We start from the raw sequence: 15,066 nt of genomic DNA on the forward strand, positions 1-15,066 counted from the left end.
CTTGCAAATATTTTATTGAAAACAACCTATTATGTTATTAACAATCAATATGTTATTATGTTAATAAGGGTCGACTACATAGATTTTCATTGCAAATGCAAAAAATTTACCTATGATTAAAAACGGCAATTGCCGTATTCTAAAACTCTTCCTGCAAATGAAAAGGAGAGAATTGTTCAGGGGGCTTTGGATTTCAGCTGAACTAATGAGCTGGCATTTGTTTATGCCTTCATAATTCTCATAGCGGATAGGGGTTAAAAATATTGCAAGGTTTATAGGCCTAATTCACTAGATCTTGCAAATATTTTACTGAAAATCACCTGTTATATTATTAGTGGTCAAACTGTTATTATATTAATAAGGGTCGACTAGTTAGGGCTAACGGTCGGCAGTTGCTTACGCTGGGGCGTTAACTGCCAGCGGCGTTATCTGCCGTTAAAAACTAAGTTAAAAGTAATAAAAATTCTGCATCTGCATCATCAACCCCAGTGAAAGTAACTGCCTGTTGTGTGGCGTTAATTATTCATATTTAGTCTCTTGTGTTCTAATCCTTTTCCCAATTATGTATTGTGGTACAGTCATTAAAGCGAAAACTGCTAAAAATCCAAATCCTGCAAATCCATATCCAATATATTTAAATGCTTCAAAATCATTTGCCATTCCTGAAAAGAAAGCATCCATGTATTTGATGCTGCTTATCGCATAGGCTATTACCCAAATCAGGCAAAGAATGCTCAGTAATAGATTTATCTGATATTTATTTGTTTTTATCTTATTGAATAAGAATCCAAACGCTAAATACCCTAGACCAAGAATTATCAGTAAGGGCATATAAACTATCCATATTTCATGCAATAAGTTTAATGTATTTGTAAAAGACTCGTCTGGCACAGATTCAGAGTTTGAAAGCATCATCGTCTGCAGTTTTACCATCAGAATAGCAAACGCTCCAAATACAGCATAAAATCCACCGATAGAAAGACAAATCGTTTTAATGTCTTTCTTAAATAACTGTTTTAGACTTATTGGTTTTATCATTTTGCAAGAAGTTGTTTTGAGGGGTCAATAATCATTTGGTTTTCTTTCTCTATTGGCTCAAGATTAATTTTAAATAGTTCAGGTGAACTTTTAATCATATTATAAATTAGAATCACTCTCAAGCTATCACAATCGAGGAAGTATTCATAAATGAAAGCAGTTTGGTCTGTTCCGCCAATATTTTTCATTGAAAAAAAATCAACGAACTTCCCTTTCCGATTTGCCCAATCACAACTTTGGTTTAAACTTGAAATAAATTCTTTTGTTTGTGATGGTTGGAAATATTTTTCTGGAAGTTTGTCCTTTATCAAATCATAATTTGTAAAGTTCTCAATAATGAAATCAGCTTCTTTTTGAGCTTTGTCATGTGTATCCATTTTGCTTCTCAATCCACATGAAGCCAGTAGAATTGAAATCAGGATAATTGATAAATTTTTCATGTCTAATGCGATGTTTTATGTATGTCGTTCAGTTTTAATGCCACACAACGGTCGGCTGTTGCTTACGCTGGGGAGTAAACCGCCAGCGGCGTTATCCGCCGTTAAAAAGTTAGTTAAAGGTAATAAAAAATCTGCATCTGCATCATCAGCCCCAGTGAAAGCAACTGCGTGTTGGCAATAGTTTTTATCTTAATCTATTCAGTTCATCAAAGAATCTTCTTGCATTTCTTCGATTCTTTCCCCAACTTATTATCTGTGTGAAAAGAGAACATATTGATAAAAAATTAATTCTTGTTTCTTCTTCGTTATCGGTAATTTTAACTTCAATCAATTCAGACCAAGACCATATTGAAACCCTTGTCTTTGCATAATAAGTTGAATTAATCTCGTCAAAGTGAATATTTTTAAAATTTGATTTCTTTAGAGCTTCAAGAATAATTTCACTTTTATTGTTTTTATTGAATTTGAATCTTTTTTCAGTTTCATATTTTGCTGTTAATGAGTTTGAATCATTCCTTATCCATTTATAAAGAATGAAAATAATTATCGTCAAAGCAATTAGAATCCAGCCGATATAATCAATAAGTATTTCCATTTTTAACCTCATTTATTTTCTTAGCGACATATCTGGTCGATTGTAGATATCTTAAAATTATTGCCAACGGCTGCGGGCTGGTGCAGTTTGGGAGATTGAAACGGAACTGTCGTCCCCTGAGACAAAGTTACGTAATGTAAGAACTTACCATTCCGATTTCAGCCCAAATGGCATTAACCCGCTGTTGTGCCAGTTGTATCAGTAGAAAAAATGTCAAATTACTTTATATTTTTACTTTTTTCAATTTCGAATGAGCCATTGGAAATTGTGCGCCTCCTTCTGTGTATCTCAAATCTACATTAATAGAGTCTTGTTTTATTGGCCCTAACCAAAGTTCAACTTTTTTCTCCTCTAATGGATCATCTTCAAATATTCTTCCGATTGATCCACATTTAATTTTATATGCCTGACCTGTCAATTTAATTGGAAGCAACCAATTTGTTTTTATTTTACCATCCTTAAATTCTGTTAGTCCAATTTTTCCATCAGCTGTGTAATCGTCTTTGATTATCAGTGTAATAGTACAGGAGTCTGAAGTAAATTGCCAATTCCCACCAGACTTACTGCGGACTATTACACCAATCTTATCTGTTTTCCATTCACCAATCAGGTCAGGAACTTTAGTCAGTTGTCCACATGAAATAAGTAACATAGCAAATAATTGAACTATGATTATCGTATTCCAATACTTGATCTTAATTGAATTTGTTTTCATTGATTTAGTAAATTTAGTTACAAGTAATCTGAATTTTATAAACTTAATCAATTGGCCACAACTAGTTTATATGCGCTACTTAGTTGCGCCTTATTTCCATTTTTGGCTGTATAGACGCTATAAAAAATAGAGTTTTATTGCTAAAACAAGTATAAAAAATTTATTACAAATTATCAAACGGTCTTTTAACTTTTTGCTTACAATTTTACCTAAAAAGTTGTTCGTTGATGATTGATAGTGAGCTTAATAGAACGCAGATTACGCTGATTCAATTGATTTACACCAGTTAAATTAGCCAAACACTAAACACTAAAAACTAAACACGAAACACCCCTGTACAATGCACACCGCACACGGTACACTATAAATGAGATCCTTCACTCCCCGCTAGGTCGGGTCTGGCCACCCATGATGACAAACATAGTTGTTTGCTGTTCTGCTTCGCTTAAAGGCTCACATTTAACGTTTTAACTCAATTGAGATTCCTCGACGAGCTCGGAATGACAATAGGTGATATTAGATTTCGTTTAACGGCTCACGTCTCACGTCTCACGGTTCACGATTCATGCACTTCCTTTAACCTTCATTTGCCTTTTTCTCCCAAAAAAATTGTAGGTTTGCAGTCGTTTCAAACAGCAACACAATGGCAAAGACAAAACCAAGCATTCCCAAGGGAACCCGCGATTTTGGGCCTGAGCAGATGGTTCGGAGGAATTATATTTTCGATACTATTCGTAGAGTTTTTAGCAAGTATGGTTATTCGCCAATCGAAACGCCTGCCATGGAGAACCTTTCAACCCTACTTGGCAAGTATGGCGACGAAGGCGACAAACTTCTTTTCAAAATACTTAACTCAGGCGATTTTATCGATAAGGTTGAGCCAAGCCTACTGAAACCAGGCAACTCTAATGCCGCATCGCTAGCAATATGCGAAAAGGGTTTGCGTTACGACCTTACTGTTCCTTTTGCCCGATTTGTGGTGCAGTACCAGAACGAGATTACTTTCCCCTTTAAACGATACCAAATACAGCCCGTTTGGCGTGCCGACAGGCCACAAAAGGGTCGTTACCGCGAGTTCTACCAGTGCGATGTTGATGTTATTGGTTCAAACTCGTTGCTTAATGAGGCTGAGCTGGTGCTAATTATCAATGAGGTTTTTGAAAAGCTCAACGTGCGCACCCTGCTCAAGGTAAATAACCGCAAAATACTAAGCGGAATAGCCAAGGTTATTGGTCATGCCGATAAGCTGGTTGATATTACCGTAGCAATTGATAAGATTGAGAAGATAGGTATTGATGCTGTTAACGCCGAATTGCGTGAGCGCGGAATCGATGAGGCAGCCATTCAGAAATTGCAACCCATAATTCAGCTACAGGGCAGCAACGCCCAAAAACTTTCCACCTTACGCAATGTTTTGCAGGGCAGCCCCATAGGTCAGAAGGGAATTGATGAAATGGAGGAGCTTTTCCGATACATTGAGGCTTGGGGGAGCTTATCAACACAGGTGGAACTCGACCTTTCGCTTGCGCGAGGGCTTAACTACTACACCGGTGCCATATTTGAGGTAAAAGCCCAGGATGCTGAGATTGGCAGCATTTGTGGCGGTGGCCGGTACGACGACCTAACCGGTATTTTTGGTTTGCCCAATGTGAGCGGGGTAGGGGTTTCGTTTGGTGCCGACCGCATTTACGATGTAATGCTGCAGCTAAATCTTTTCCCGGAGAGTCTTACCTCCACCACACAGGTAATGTTTGCAAACTTTGGGACAACTGAGGTTGCATACTGCATGCCTGCAGCCCGTAAGCTCCGCGATGCCGGAATTAGCGTTGAGATTTACCCCGATGCTGCTAAGTTGAAAAAGCAGTTTGAGTATGCAAACAAGCGCAACATTCGCTTTATGGTAATTGCCGGTGAAACCGAAATTCAAAACCGTCAGTTATCGGTTAAAAACATGGCAACTGGCAATCAGGTTACCATTCCTTTTGATGGCATTGAAGAACATATCAAGTTTAACCTATAAAAAAACCACCATTAACCATGGCAAAAGTTCATACCATATCGCCCAAGCCCTTAAGCTGGGATGTAATTGAAAATTTGATTGACGAGCCTCATACCCTTGAGCTTTCCGAGGAATCGCGCCAGCTTATAGCCAAGTGCCGCGATTACCTTGACCGTAAGATGGAGAATGAGGAGACCCCTATTTACGGTATTACCACTGGTTTTGGTTCGCTATGCAACAAAACCATATCGAAGGATGAACTCTCACAGCTGCAGAAAAATCTTGTTATGTCGCATGCCTGCAGCACAGGCGACATGGTTAAGCCCGAAATTGTAAAGCTGATGCTTTTCCTTAAGGCTCACGCACTATCGTTAGGACATTCGGGTGTTCAGGTTGAAACCGTTCAGCGTATTATCGATTTCTACAATAACGATGTAATTCCCGTTGTTTACGACCGTGGCTCACTAGGAGCATCGGGCGATTTGGCGCCCCTTTCAAACCTGTTCCTGCCGCTAATTGGTATGGGTGAGGTGCATTACGATGGCCAAATAGTTTCGGCTGCCGATGTACTCAAAAAATTTGGCTGGAAGCCCATTGAACTGAAATCGAAGGAAGGGCTTGCCCTGCTTAATGGCACGCAGTTTATGAGTGCACATGGCGTTTACGCCATGGTTAAGGCTTTTAAGTTGGCCAAGCTAGCCGATATAATAGGCGCAGTTTCACTTGAGGCGTTCGATGGTCGTATTGACCCATTCCATGAAAATATTCAGAATGTTCGGCCGCATCAGGGACAAATTGAAACGGCCCGTGCTTTCCGAAAAATACTTGATGGAAGCGAGCTCATTAAGCGCCCCAAAAAGCACGTTCAGGATCCCTACTCATTCCGGTGTATTCCGCAGGTGCACGGAGCCTCAAAGGATGCCATTAACTACGTGGCAGGAGTATTGCTAACCGAGATTAACTCGGTTACTGATAACCCAACCATTTGGCCCGATGAGGATTTGGTAATTTCTGGTGGTAATTTCCATGGGCAGCCGCTGGCCTTAGCATACGATTTCCTTGCCATTGCCCTTGCAGAGCTTGGCAACATCTCGGAACGCCGAACAGCGCAGCTTATTCTTGGCTTACGCGGTTTACCTGAATTTCTGGTTGCTAATCCCGGCCTTAACTCCGGTTTTATGATACCGCAGTACGCTGCTGCTGCCATGGTAAGCCAGAACAAGCAGCTTTGCGCTCCCGCATCGGTCGATTCCATTGTTTCTTCAAACGGCCAGGAAGACCATGTTAGCATGGGTGCCAATGCAGCCACAAAGCTGCTTAGGGTGGTCGATAACCTTGAGCGCATACTGGCCATTGAGCTATTCAATGCAGCCCAAGCTCTTGAGTTCCGTCGGCCTGCAAAATCATCGCCCTACCTTGAGGAATTTATTGCCAGCTACCGTTCCAACGTAGGTTTTATTGAGCAGGATAGGATAATGTATAAGGAGATGGACAAAACTGTTGAATTCCTCAGACTGGGTAAGTTTCAGCGGGAGTAAATAAGATTTCCTTAAAAAACATAACCGACAGCTAAAACGGCTGTCGGTTTTTTCTTTAGTTAAGCTATTGTAACAAAAGACTGGGTTTTAGTTCATCAATTCCTTTTGGTAAGCATCAACCAAAATCTCTTTTAAATCAGGGTAGGGGATTAACAGCTCAATATCGCCGCGAGCAAAGCAAGCTATCTCGTAAACATTGTAATGGAGCAGCAAGCCCTTGCTGGTTAAACCAAACTCATTGGGAAGAACCAAAGAGCCATCGTCGGCCAACCAGTATTCGGTTTTGTCGGCAGGATTATTCAGGTACTGAACCGTAAAGGCCTTTTGGGCAATGGCTTTGAATCGGTCCATATCCGTAAACAGGTCGGTCAATTTTAGGATTTTTGTTTTTTTTAGGTCGATATTAAGGTAATGGTAACCATACATATCGTGGGCACCGCCAGTGTAACTCGATTGCTCGTAACGGAAAGTAATCAATCGGTTTGTTCGTAAAATCTGTGTAAAATCAACATCAATATACCACTCAAGGCCAGCACCAAATTGTTTCAGGAACTCTACGTAGGAACTGTCGTAGCTTATGGAGTTTTTTACCAGCATATCCTTTAGGTGAGCAAAATCGTTTCTATCAATTTCCTCATCCATGTTTCCCACAAAATCGTTTACAATTAGCTTTTCAATACGGGAGCTACCCTTACCAACGGGAACAGGGAAACGGTAAGCAACCCTAAAACACGATGAGTCGGGATGTAGGCAACCGCGTTTAAAAACAACCGAGTCGGCCGAAAAGGTTAAATTGTTGGAACTATTTGCCACAATTTGGGTGTAGGTATAGTAAGCCAGGGCAACAATTGCCACCAGCAGCGCTGAGCGAATCAGGTTCTTACTTTGCATAGTGATCTTTGATTAGTAACATCAAATATATTGCTAATTATATTGATTTTGATAAAACTGCTTGCTTTTTATTTCCGTTCTGTTTAACTTATGTAACCTATTCAATACCATGGTCATGGAAAACTCCGAAAAGCGGTTAACCATAAAAGATTTGGCCGAGGACGACCGTCCACGCGAGAAAATGGAGCGAAAAGGAGCCTCAAGCCTTAGCGATGCGGAACTGATAGCTATTCTGCTCAGAGTTGGTAATGCAAGCGAGACCGCAGTTGATGTGGCCCAACGGTTACTGGGGCAGGTAAACAACAGTCTCAACGAGCTTGCTCGTCTGAGCCTGCATCAGCTTACCAGAATAAAAGGGATTGGCAGAACCAAAGCAATAACCATCCTGGCAGCGCTTGAGCTTGGTCGTAGGCGAAATGCTGAGGGGCCAATAAACCGTGAAAGGATTTTCTCAAGCCGGAGCGTTATTGATTTGTTCCAACCTGTCCTTGCCGATTTGCCACACGAGGAGTTTTGGGTTTTGCTTCTGAATAAGTCCAATAGGATAATTGAAAGGGTAAAGGTGAGCCAGGGTGGAGTGGGGGGCACCGTGGTTGACCCAAAGCTGGTGTTAAAACACGCCGTTGAGCGGCTTGCCTCGGCTGTTATAGTGGTTCACAATCACCCATCGGGGAACCCCCAGCCCAGCGATAAGGATATTGCGCTAACCGAAAAGCTTAAGAATGCTGCGCAACTCTTTGACATCACCCTGCTCGACCACGTAATAGTAACCGATGGCGAATGCTACTCCTTTGCCGATAACGGAAAAATGTAACTGTTAGCTGCTGGTTGATTGTTGTTTATGAGAATATTGTCATGTTGAGCGTTAGCGAAACATCTCGTTTTGCACTTAAGAGAGAGATCCTTCACTAAGTTCAGGATGACAACCTTGTCATGAACCTAGCAACAGTAAGCATCACAGAGTTAAACAGTATAACACTGTGTTTCACAGAATGGCATTCACGAACAACGATTCACTAACAACGTACAACGCTTCCAGCCCCGTAGGGGCGAAACATATGTAACACCAAGCCTACCCCAATATGAATTGCGATGCACGCAATGCATATGCCATAGAGCAAGGATGAAACGTTGCATCGCAACAGAAAAGTATGGCAAAGAGCGGTTTACATGTTCTTTCTTGTCTTGATACAAGAAAGAACCAAAGAAAATCAAGGCTGAAAAGCCCGACCCGATGGGTGCCCCGTGGGTGGAACTGCCACGCGATACTATTCGCCACGCCTGCGGCGTGACTCATTTGGTATCGCTTACAAAGCCCACCGCCACGTTCCACCCCCGACCCATTGTCGGGTCTGGCTTTTATGCCACTGCGTATGGCACTCCGTGTTGGTTGAGGCATCGCATTAAAGAAGAGTTGAGGGTACTAATAGATGCTTCGACTAGTTCAGCATGACAATAGATTCACGAGCAACGTGCAACGAAGACCGCTTCCAGCTCCGTAGTGGCGTAATATTTGTAACAACATGATTATTCCCACATGTATTGCGATGCAAACAATGACATTCAAAGAGCAAGGGGAAAGCGTTGCATCGCAAAGGGAAAACAGTGCAAAGAGTGATTTTCAAGTTCTTTCTTGTCTTGATACAAGAAAGAACCAAAGAAGATCAAGGCTGAAAAGCCCGACCCGATGGGTACCCCGCGGGTGAAACTGCCACGCGATACTATTCGCCACGCCTACGGCGTGATTCATGTGGTATCGCTTACAAAGCCCACCGCCACGTTCCACCCCCGACCCATTGTCGGGTCAGGCTTTTATGCCTCTGCTTGCTTCTTCCGCTCCTTTCCCTCTCAGGGAAAAGGGCTAAGGTGATGCCGTTTTCTACATTTAACCTAGATGACCCCTCTAAATCTCCCCTGAAAGGGGAGACTTTAACGGTGAACCCCTCTCCTGTCAGGAGAGGGGTTTGGGGTGAGGTCATTTTCCACGAGCAACGAACAACGAACAACGAACAACGTTTATCAGCCCCGTAGGGGCGAAACATTTGTAACTCCATAGAACTCCCGTATGTAAAGCGATGCACCCTATGCATATGCCTAAGAGCAACACTGAAACGTTGCATCGCAAAAGAAAGGCATGGCAAAGAGCGATAAATGCCATTAAGGAAGTGATGGTACAAAGTGATGTTTAGGCGAGTTTAAGAAGACAGCGGAAGTTGTTGGTTGTTCGGTGTGAACACCGTGTAGCCCTGTGATAGTTTTTAAGTTGATGGTTACAAAAACCAAACACTACCCCAAAAAGCACACTTTAAACAATGATTCATTAACTTTACCCATAATAATTTTTGAGAAAATGAAAAGGATAATCATTTCAGCTATCATGGTCATAGTTGCAAATACCTCAATTTCGCAGGTTAGTGAAATGTATAAGGCAGAGATGTTTAAATCTAAAGGCATCCAGTTGCCCTACCGTATTCTGTATCCCAAAAACTTTGATTCTAGCAAAAAGTATCCATTGATTCTTTTCCTGCATGGTTCTGGTGAACGGGGCTCCGATAATGTAAAGCAGCTTACCCATGGGGCTAAGCTATTTGCTTCCGACTCTGTTATGGAAAAATATCCCGCAATTGTGGTGTTTCCGCAATGTCCTGCCAATAGCTACTGGGCTAATGTAGATATTGTAAACCAGTCCGATAGTAATCGGGCCTTTGATTTTCCAGCTAAAGGGAAGCCAACCCCTGCAATGGCTGCTGTTATTGAACTTCTGGATTCGCTCGTAAGGTTGAGTTATGTTGATAGGAATAGGTTATACGTTGGCGGCCTATCGATGGGAGGAATGGGTACCTTTGAGTTGCTTGCCCGAAAGCCTAAGATGTTTGCTGCTGCATTCCCCATTTGTGGCGGAGGCAGTCCTAAAAATGTAAATAGATACGCTAAAAGGGTTAAAATGTGGGTATTTCACGGCGAGGCCGACAATGTTGTTCCCGTATACCATTCACAGCGCATGGTCGATGCCATAAAACAGGCAAAGGGCGATGTGCGTTTTACGGTTTACCCTGGAGTGGGGCATAATAGCTGGGATAATGCCTTTGCGGAACCTGAGCTGTTACCCTGGTTGTTCAGTAAAAGAAAGTAGATACTAAAAAGGCTGCATTTTCTGCAGCCTTCTTTTTTATTCGGGTTACAAGTTACTTCTTATTACGCATAAGAACCTCGTCAATCATACCGTAGTCAAGCGCTTCCTGCGCGGTCATCCAGTAGTCGCGGTCGGAGTCCTTTCGGATACGTTCAATGGGATTACCCGAGTGGGTGGCAATAATCTCGTAAAGTTCCTCGCGGAGCTTAAGTATTTCGCGGGTAACAATCTCGATATCGGAAGCTTGACCCTCAGCTCCACCCATGGGCTGGTGAATCATTACACGTGAGTGGGGCAGGGCGGTTCGTTTCCCCTTTTCGCCTGCAGTAAGCAGAACGGCTGCCATCGATGCAGCCATGCCGGTGCAGATGGTTGCCACGTCGGAACTAATGTACTGCATGGTGTCGTAAATACCTAAGCCAGCGTAAACACCCCCACCGGGTGAGTTTATGTAGATTTGAATGTCCTTCGAGGGGTCAGTCGATTCAAGGAATAGCAGTTGCGCCTGAATGATGTTAGCCACATCGTCGTTAATGGGAACGCCAAGGAAAATAATCCTGTCCATCATAAGGCGCGAGAACACGTCCATGGTGGCAATGTTGAGCTGACGCTCCTCAATGATGGTTGGTGAGATGTAGCCGTTGGACATCGATGTGTACTGATGTAGTGTAAGGCTATTAATTCCCCGGTGCTTTATTGCATATTTTTCAAATTCTCTCATGGTCTTAAATTTTTTGTATTAGTAACGCAAAATAATCACAATTGTTAAAACAAAAAAGCGGAGCGGTTATAATTTACTAACAAACCAAAAAATAAAAGCCGGCTTACAAACCGGCTTTGCTGTGTTTTTGCTTTCTTACTTAAGCTTGTTGAACTCGTCGATGGTTATCTCCTTGGTGTCCAAGTTTACGTTAGCCTTGAACCAGTCAATAACCTTTTTATCCAGAATACGTTCCTGGAACTTACGAACCTCGTCGCGGTTCTTGAGGATATCGGCAGCGTAACGTTTGATGTATTCATCGGGTAGGAAGCTCATGCCGTAGGCAGCAAACTGGCTGCGAGCGTATCCCATGGCAAAATCTTCCAGTTCCTCGTTGGTAACAGCAAAGTTCTGCTCTTCGGCAACCTTATTGCTTATGAGCTGCCACTTAAGGTCTTTCTCAAACATGGGGAACTCGCTCTCAATCTGCTCGCGGGTGAACTTACCCTCGTTAATGGCAATCAACCAGCGGATTAGGAAATCCTTGGGTAGTTCAATTTTAAGCTTCTCGAGCAGCTTTTCCTTAAGGTCGATACCAAAGCGGTATTCGCTTTCGTGTTCAAGGTTGTGCTCAATCTCCTCGTCTATCTTCTTATTAAACTCTTCCTCGCTGTTTACAACACCCTCACCGTAAACCGCATTGAAAAACTCCTGGTTAAGCTCTGCGGGGGCAAAGGTTAACGTTTCAGTAATGGTTAGCTGGAATAGGGGGTTAACGTTTGCCAGCTCCTCCTTCTTGATTCGGAGCAGCGCCGACCTGTCGGCTTGGTTGGGAAATGCCTTATGGGTATCAATTACAAGCACATCGCCAACCTTAACACCGGTGAGCTTTTTACGTTCAACCTCATCGGCAACAAGGGCAACGGAAATAGAGGCACCCTCAACGGTAACACCGTTTTCGCGTGGCGATTCATCGTCGTTGAGTTCGGTAAGGGTAGCCTTAACCAGCCCTTTATCATCGGTAGCCTCAACGCTTACATACTTGCCGTGGCGGCTGCGGTAGCTGTCGATGTAGCTCTTGCGTATCTCGTCGTTCGGTAAAATCTTGTAGAATGGGAATTTGTCCTTTTTGGTAAACTTGATATCAATTTCAGGGGCAATACCTAAATCCCAGGCGAGTTCAAAGGACTCGTCGGTTTCCCAGTTAATGGGGGTTTGTTTTTCGCTTGGAATGGGTTCACCAAGGGTGCGGATCTTATTATCCTTAATAAAATCGAAAAGCTTATCCGATGCCAACTTGGTTACCTCATCGGCCAGGATATAGCGGTAATACATCTTGCGAATGAGCGACATAGGGGCCATTCCCGGACGGAAACCATTGATGTTTGCCTTTTTGCGGTAATCCTTCAGGCTTTTTTCAACACTTTCAGCGTAGTCGTTTTTCTCAACCTTAACCCGAATGGTTGTGTTTAACGAATCGATATCTTCCCTAACAATATTCATACTATGTGAAATGATTTAGTTGCTTGATTTATTTTACTTTACGCTAGTAACTCTGTTAAAATTAAGGCCACAAAGGTAGCTAAATGTGGAATAATCAGCAAGCTGCTAAACGAAGTTTAACTAAAATAACCGGGTGATTGTCAGGATTGAGCGGCAATATGCTTACTAATCGCGTTTAGTTCCCTCCTTATAGAGCCACACCTCAATGGGTTCAGCAGTTACCATACAGCCGTATCGCATATCCTCAAGAAAAGGCTTAATTTTATCGTAGAATCTGCGGATATTTTCCTCCTTATCAACCACCTCAACAGTAACTGGCAATTTCTCAGTAATTTCCCAAAACTTGTAGGAGTGGATTACCGAGCTGGCGCCATACCCCATAATTCCTTTATAAACGGTGGCACCAGCCAGGCCATATCGTTTTGCTTGGTAAACAATGGTTTCGAAAAGAAGCGAATGCTTCAGTTTATCGGTTGAGCTAATATAGATACGTAATCGGAGTGCTTTACTGTAATTTTCCATAGTGTTAGATAATTTGGATGATGTAGCGACCGGCAAAAACCGCAAGCAGTCCTAAGAAGAAGCTGGCTGCCGTGTAAACTGAAAGATATAAAAATTCGCGACCCTGAAGAAGAATGAACGCATCGTTTGCCAACGACGAAAAGGTGGTGAACCCCCCACAAAAGCCCACCGCCAAGAACAAACGCCACTCAGGCGAGATTAGGTTGCTCCTTTCCGAAAGGCCAAAAACCAAACCGATTATAAAGCTGCCCAAAATGTTAACCGTAAAGGTTCCCCAAGGAAAATTGCTAAGCGTGTGCAGCTGGAAATACCGGCTCACCAGGAAACGCGATACACTACCCAGAAAACCACCGATGCCAACTATTAAAATCGACCTGAACATGAATTGCTTTTTGCGAAGATACAAAACTATTGCCTAAACACGTGCAGCATTCTGTTTTTTGCTGTTAATGTATGCCCAAACCAAAACCATGATTTGGTTTTAAATGTGGTATTTGCAGGAGCAAAAGAAATGAGTGCTTGTAATTGCTTGGAATTAGTATTAACAAGTAGGAGATAGTTTTTATTTGTAAAGCGTTGGAAACAAGTAGTTACTGCGATTATTTTAACTTTTCCTTGTAGAGATACTTAAAGTGGTTGAAAAGCCGTTGAAAAACAGTAAGATTATCGGTTGATATTTCGGCGGTTCCGCGCAGCTCTCTATCGAAGTTTAAAACTGTTCCATATGTAGTAACGGCACCATTTGGTAGCTTAGCCATTGCCGGAAAGCCTTGCTCATTGTAACCCGATGATATAGAGGATATAATCCCTTCTACCGTACCATACTCAATGTATGGGTATCCATCAAGTTTAATGTTTACACGTTGATTAACCCTAACCTTGCCAGCGCTCTCAAAAGGGATAACCAATCGTACCTGAATTTCGCCTAGATTTTCAGGAATTATGGCAAAGATTGGTTCCCCTGTTTTCACTTCTTGCAAATCGCTCCAAATCCCCATAAACGATAACTTTCCTGAAGATGGTGCTACTAGTAAATAATTTTTTTCCCATGATGCTAAGGCACTTTTTAACTGGTTGAATGACTTTACAACATCATCATAAACCTTTTGTTTCTGGTTTTCAAGATCAATCTTAGTTTCAGCAATGGTCTGTTTCAACTTCTCAATGGTTATTGATGTGCTGGAAATCGTCAACTTGGAGTTCTCTAGGCCCTGTTGCTTTGACAGCAATGTAGATTGTGACTTTTCAAAATCGGCTTGCGCAATTACTTTTCCTTGAAGTAGTAATGAATCGCGTTTAAACTGCTTTTGGGTGATCTCGTACTCCCTAAGCAAGAGATTGTGTTGTAAGTTTAAAAGTTTTAAATGATTAATGTACTGTTTGAGTTCTCCTTCCAAAGCATCAATCTTAAGTAAATGTAATTTCTGTTTATGAAAAAGTGTATAGTTTGTTAATGCGGAAGTAAAGGCCGAGTAGCTATTTTGCACCTCACCTAAAACAAAATTCAATGTATTGAATTGGTTGGGCGAAACTCCAGCTAAAACCCTATCAATATCAAAATCCCGAATAAACTTTGCTAAACTAACTATATCTTCAAAGTTTGCTGGATTCTCAATAACTCCCAAAGTATCGCCCCTTTTAACAAAATCGCCATCTTTAACTGCGTTTAGTCTAGGTTTTCCAGTGGTACGGGCCATAACCACCGAAGGTGGGTTTTCGGCAGTAATTACTGCTGGTGCAACAACAGTATCGGGATACTTAAAAAAAATACTACCTATAAAAATTGCTACAATTACGCAAAAAATTACTGTTATACCCCAGCGGATAATCCATCGGGGAGGAACACCTAAAATCTCATTAATTTCTTCGGAACGTATATTTATTTGTTGGTCTTCCATAATTCAAAAATTAGAGAACACAGATAATCACAAACCTATTTCTACAAATCTATACAATTTGTCTTCAATCCAATTTTTCAAACCACAAAGGCGC

Annotated in this window: 16 protein-coding genes; 6 read left to right on the forward strand and 10 right to left on the reverse strand. The window is 42.0% G+C overall.

All coding sequences use genetic code 11. From position 1 onward, the window contains the following. Positions 1-519: 519 nt before the first annotated feature. From AB6811_RS12920 to AB6811_RS12935, 4 genes are all read right to left on the reverse strand, one after another. The gene (locus AB6811_RS12920) at positions 520-1,038 is read right to left on the reverse strand and encodes a hypothetical protein (RefSeq protein WP_369490949.1); all 519 of its coding nucleotides are present in this window, start codon (positions 1,036-1,038) and stop codon (positions 520-522) included. Next, on the reverse strand, positions 1,035-1,478 hold the full coding sequence (locus AB6811_RS12925) for a hypothetical protein (protein WP_369490952.1): 444 nt from the start codon (positions 1,476-1,478) through the stop codon (positions 1,035-1,037). Before AB6811_RS12925 ends, AB6811_RS12920 begins: the two co-directional genes overlap by 4 nt. 184 nt (positions 1,479-1,662) lie before the next feature. After that, entirely contained in the window at positions 1,663-2,073 is a 411-nt protein-coding gene (locus tag AB6811_RS12930) for a hypothetical protein (protein ID WP_369490954.1), read from the reverse strand. A 223-nt stretch (positions 2,074-2,296) separates the two neighbouring features. After that, positions 2,297-2,788: a hypothetical protein gene (locus AB6811_RS12935; protein WP_369490956.1), complete on the reverse strand. Its 492-nt coding sequence runs from the start codon at positions 2,786-2,788 to the stop codon at positions 2,297-2,299. A 643-nt stretch (positions 2,789-3,431) separates the two neighbouring features. On the opposite strand from AB6811_RS12935, the gene hisS reads away from it, so the two are divergent. Then, positions 3,432-4,808 (forward strand): histidine--tRNA ligase, encoded by a 1,377-nt coding sequence (gene hisS / locus AB6811_RS12940; RefSeq protein ID WP_369490959.1) that lies wholly within the window; start codon positions 3,432-3,434, stop codon positions 4,806-4,808. 17 nt (positions 4,809-4,825) lie between these two features. Further along, positions 4,826-6,325 carry a histidine ammonia-lyase gene (hutH, locus tag AB6811_RS12945; protein WP_369490962.1) on the forward strand — a complete coding sequence of 500 codons (1,500 nt, stop codon included), beginning with the start codon at positions 4,826-4,828 and terminating at the stop codon, positions 6,323-6,325. 87 nt (positions 6,326-6,412) lie between these two features. Here the strand turns inward: hutH and AB6811_RS12950 are convergent, their stop codons facing one another. Continuing rightward, positions 6,413-7,216, reverse strand: a complete 804-nt coding sequence (locus AB6811_RS12950) for a DUF3298 and DUF4163 domain-containing protein (protein WP_369490965.1) — start codon at positions 7,214-7,216, stop codon at positions 6,413-6,415. 115 nt (positions 7,217-7,331) lie between these two features. Between AB6811_RS12950 and radC the strand changes: the two genes are divergently transcribed. The 4 genes from radC to AB6811_RS12970 all read left to right on the forward strand — a co-directional run bounded on the left by radC (position 7,332) and on the right by AB6811_RS12970 (position 10,349). Beyond that, entirely contained in the window at positions 7,332-8,030 is a 699-nt protein-coding gene (gene radC / locus AB6811_RS12955) for a RadC family protein (protein ID WP_369490968.1), read from the forward strand. A 420-nt stretch (positions 8,031-8,450) separates the two neighbouring features. After that, a complete protein-coding gene (locus AB6811_RS12960; protein ID WP_369490970.1) occupies positions 8,451-8,669 on the forward strand; it encodes a hypothetical protein in 219 nt (72 codons plus the stop codon). Between the two features lie 234 nt (positions 8,670-8,903). Beyond that, entirely contained in the window at positions 8,904-9,086 is a 183-nt protein-coding gene (locus AB6811_RS12965) for a hypothetical protein (protein WP_369490973.1), read from the forward strand. Positions 9,087-9,566: 480 nt separating this feature from the next. After that, positions 9,567-10,349, forward strand: coding sequence for a carboxylesterase family protein (locus AB6811_RS12970; protein WP_369490975.1), 783 nt, complete (start codon positions 9,567-9,569; stop codon positions 10,347-10,349). Between the two features lie 52 nt (positions 10,350-10,401). Here the strand turns inward: AB6811_RS12970 and clpP are convergent, their stop codons facing one another. The 5 genes from clpP to AB6811_RS12995 all read right to left on the reverse strand — a co-directional run bounded on the left by clpP (position 10,402) and on the right by AB6811_RS12995 (position 14,972). Continuing rightward, positions 10,402-11,070 (reverse strand): ATP-dependent Clp endopeptidase proteolytic subunit ClpP, encoded by a 669-nt coding sequence (clpP, locus tag AB6811_RS12975; RefSeq protein WP_369490978.1) that lies wholly within the window; start codon positions 11,068-11,070, stop codon positions 10,402-10,404. Between the two features lie 135 nt (positions 11,071-11,205). After that, positions 11,206-12,552 (reverse strand): trigger factor, encoded by a 1,347-nt coding sequence (gene tig, locus AB6811_RS12980; protein WP_369490981.1) that lies wholly within the window; start codon positions 12,550-12,552, stop codon positions 11,206-11,208. A 165-nt stretch (positions 12,553-12,717) separates the two neighbouring features. Then, a complete protein-coding gene (locus AB6811_RS12985; RefSeq protein WP_369490984.1) occupies positions 12,718-13,074 on the reverse strand; it encodes a DUF190 domain-containing protein in 357 nt (118 codons plus the stop codon). Between the two features lie 4 nt (positions 13,075-13,078). After that, positions 13,079-13,456 carry a fluoride efflux transporter CrcB gene (crcB, locus tag AB6811_RS12990; RefSeq protein ID WP_369490986.1) on the reverse strand — a complete coding sequence of 126 codons (378 nt, stop codon included), beginning with the start codon at positions 13,454-13,456 and terminating at the stop codon, positions 13,079-13,081. Between the two features lie 217 nt (positions 13,457-13,673). Continuing rightward, entirely contained in the window at positions 13,674-14,972 is a 1,299-nt protein-coding gene (locus AB6811_RS12995; RefSeq protein ID WP_369490988.1) for an HlyD family secretion protein, read from the reverse strand. Positions 14,973-15,066 lie beyond the last annotated feature (94 nt).

Origin of the sequence: Tenuifilum sp. 4138str, assembly GCF_041102575.1 — a bacterium.
In the GTDB taxonomy this organism is placed as follows: domain Bacteria; phylum Bacteroidota; class Bacteroidia; order Bacteroidales; family Tenuifilaceae; genus Tenuifilum; species Tenuifilum osseticum.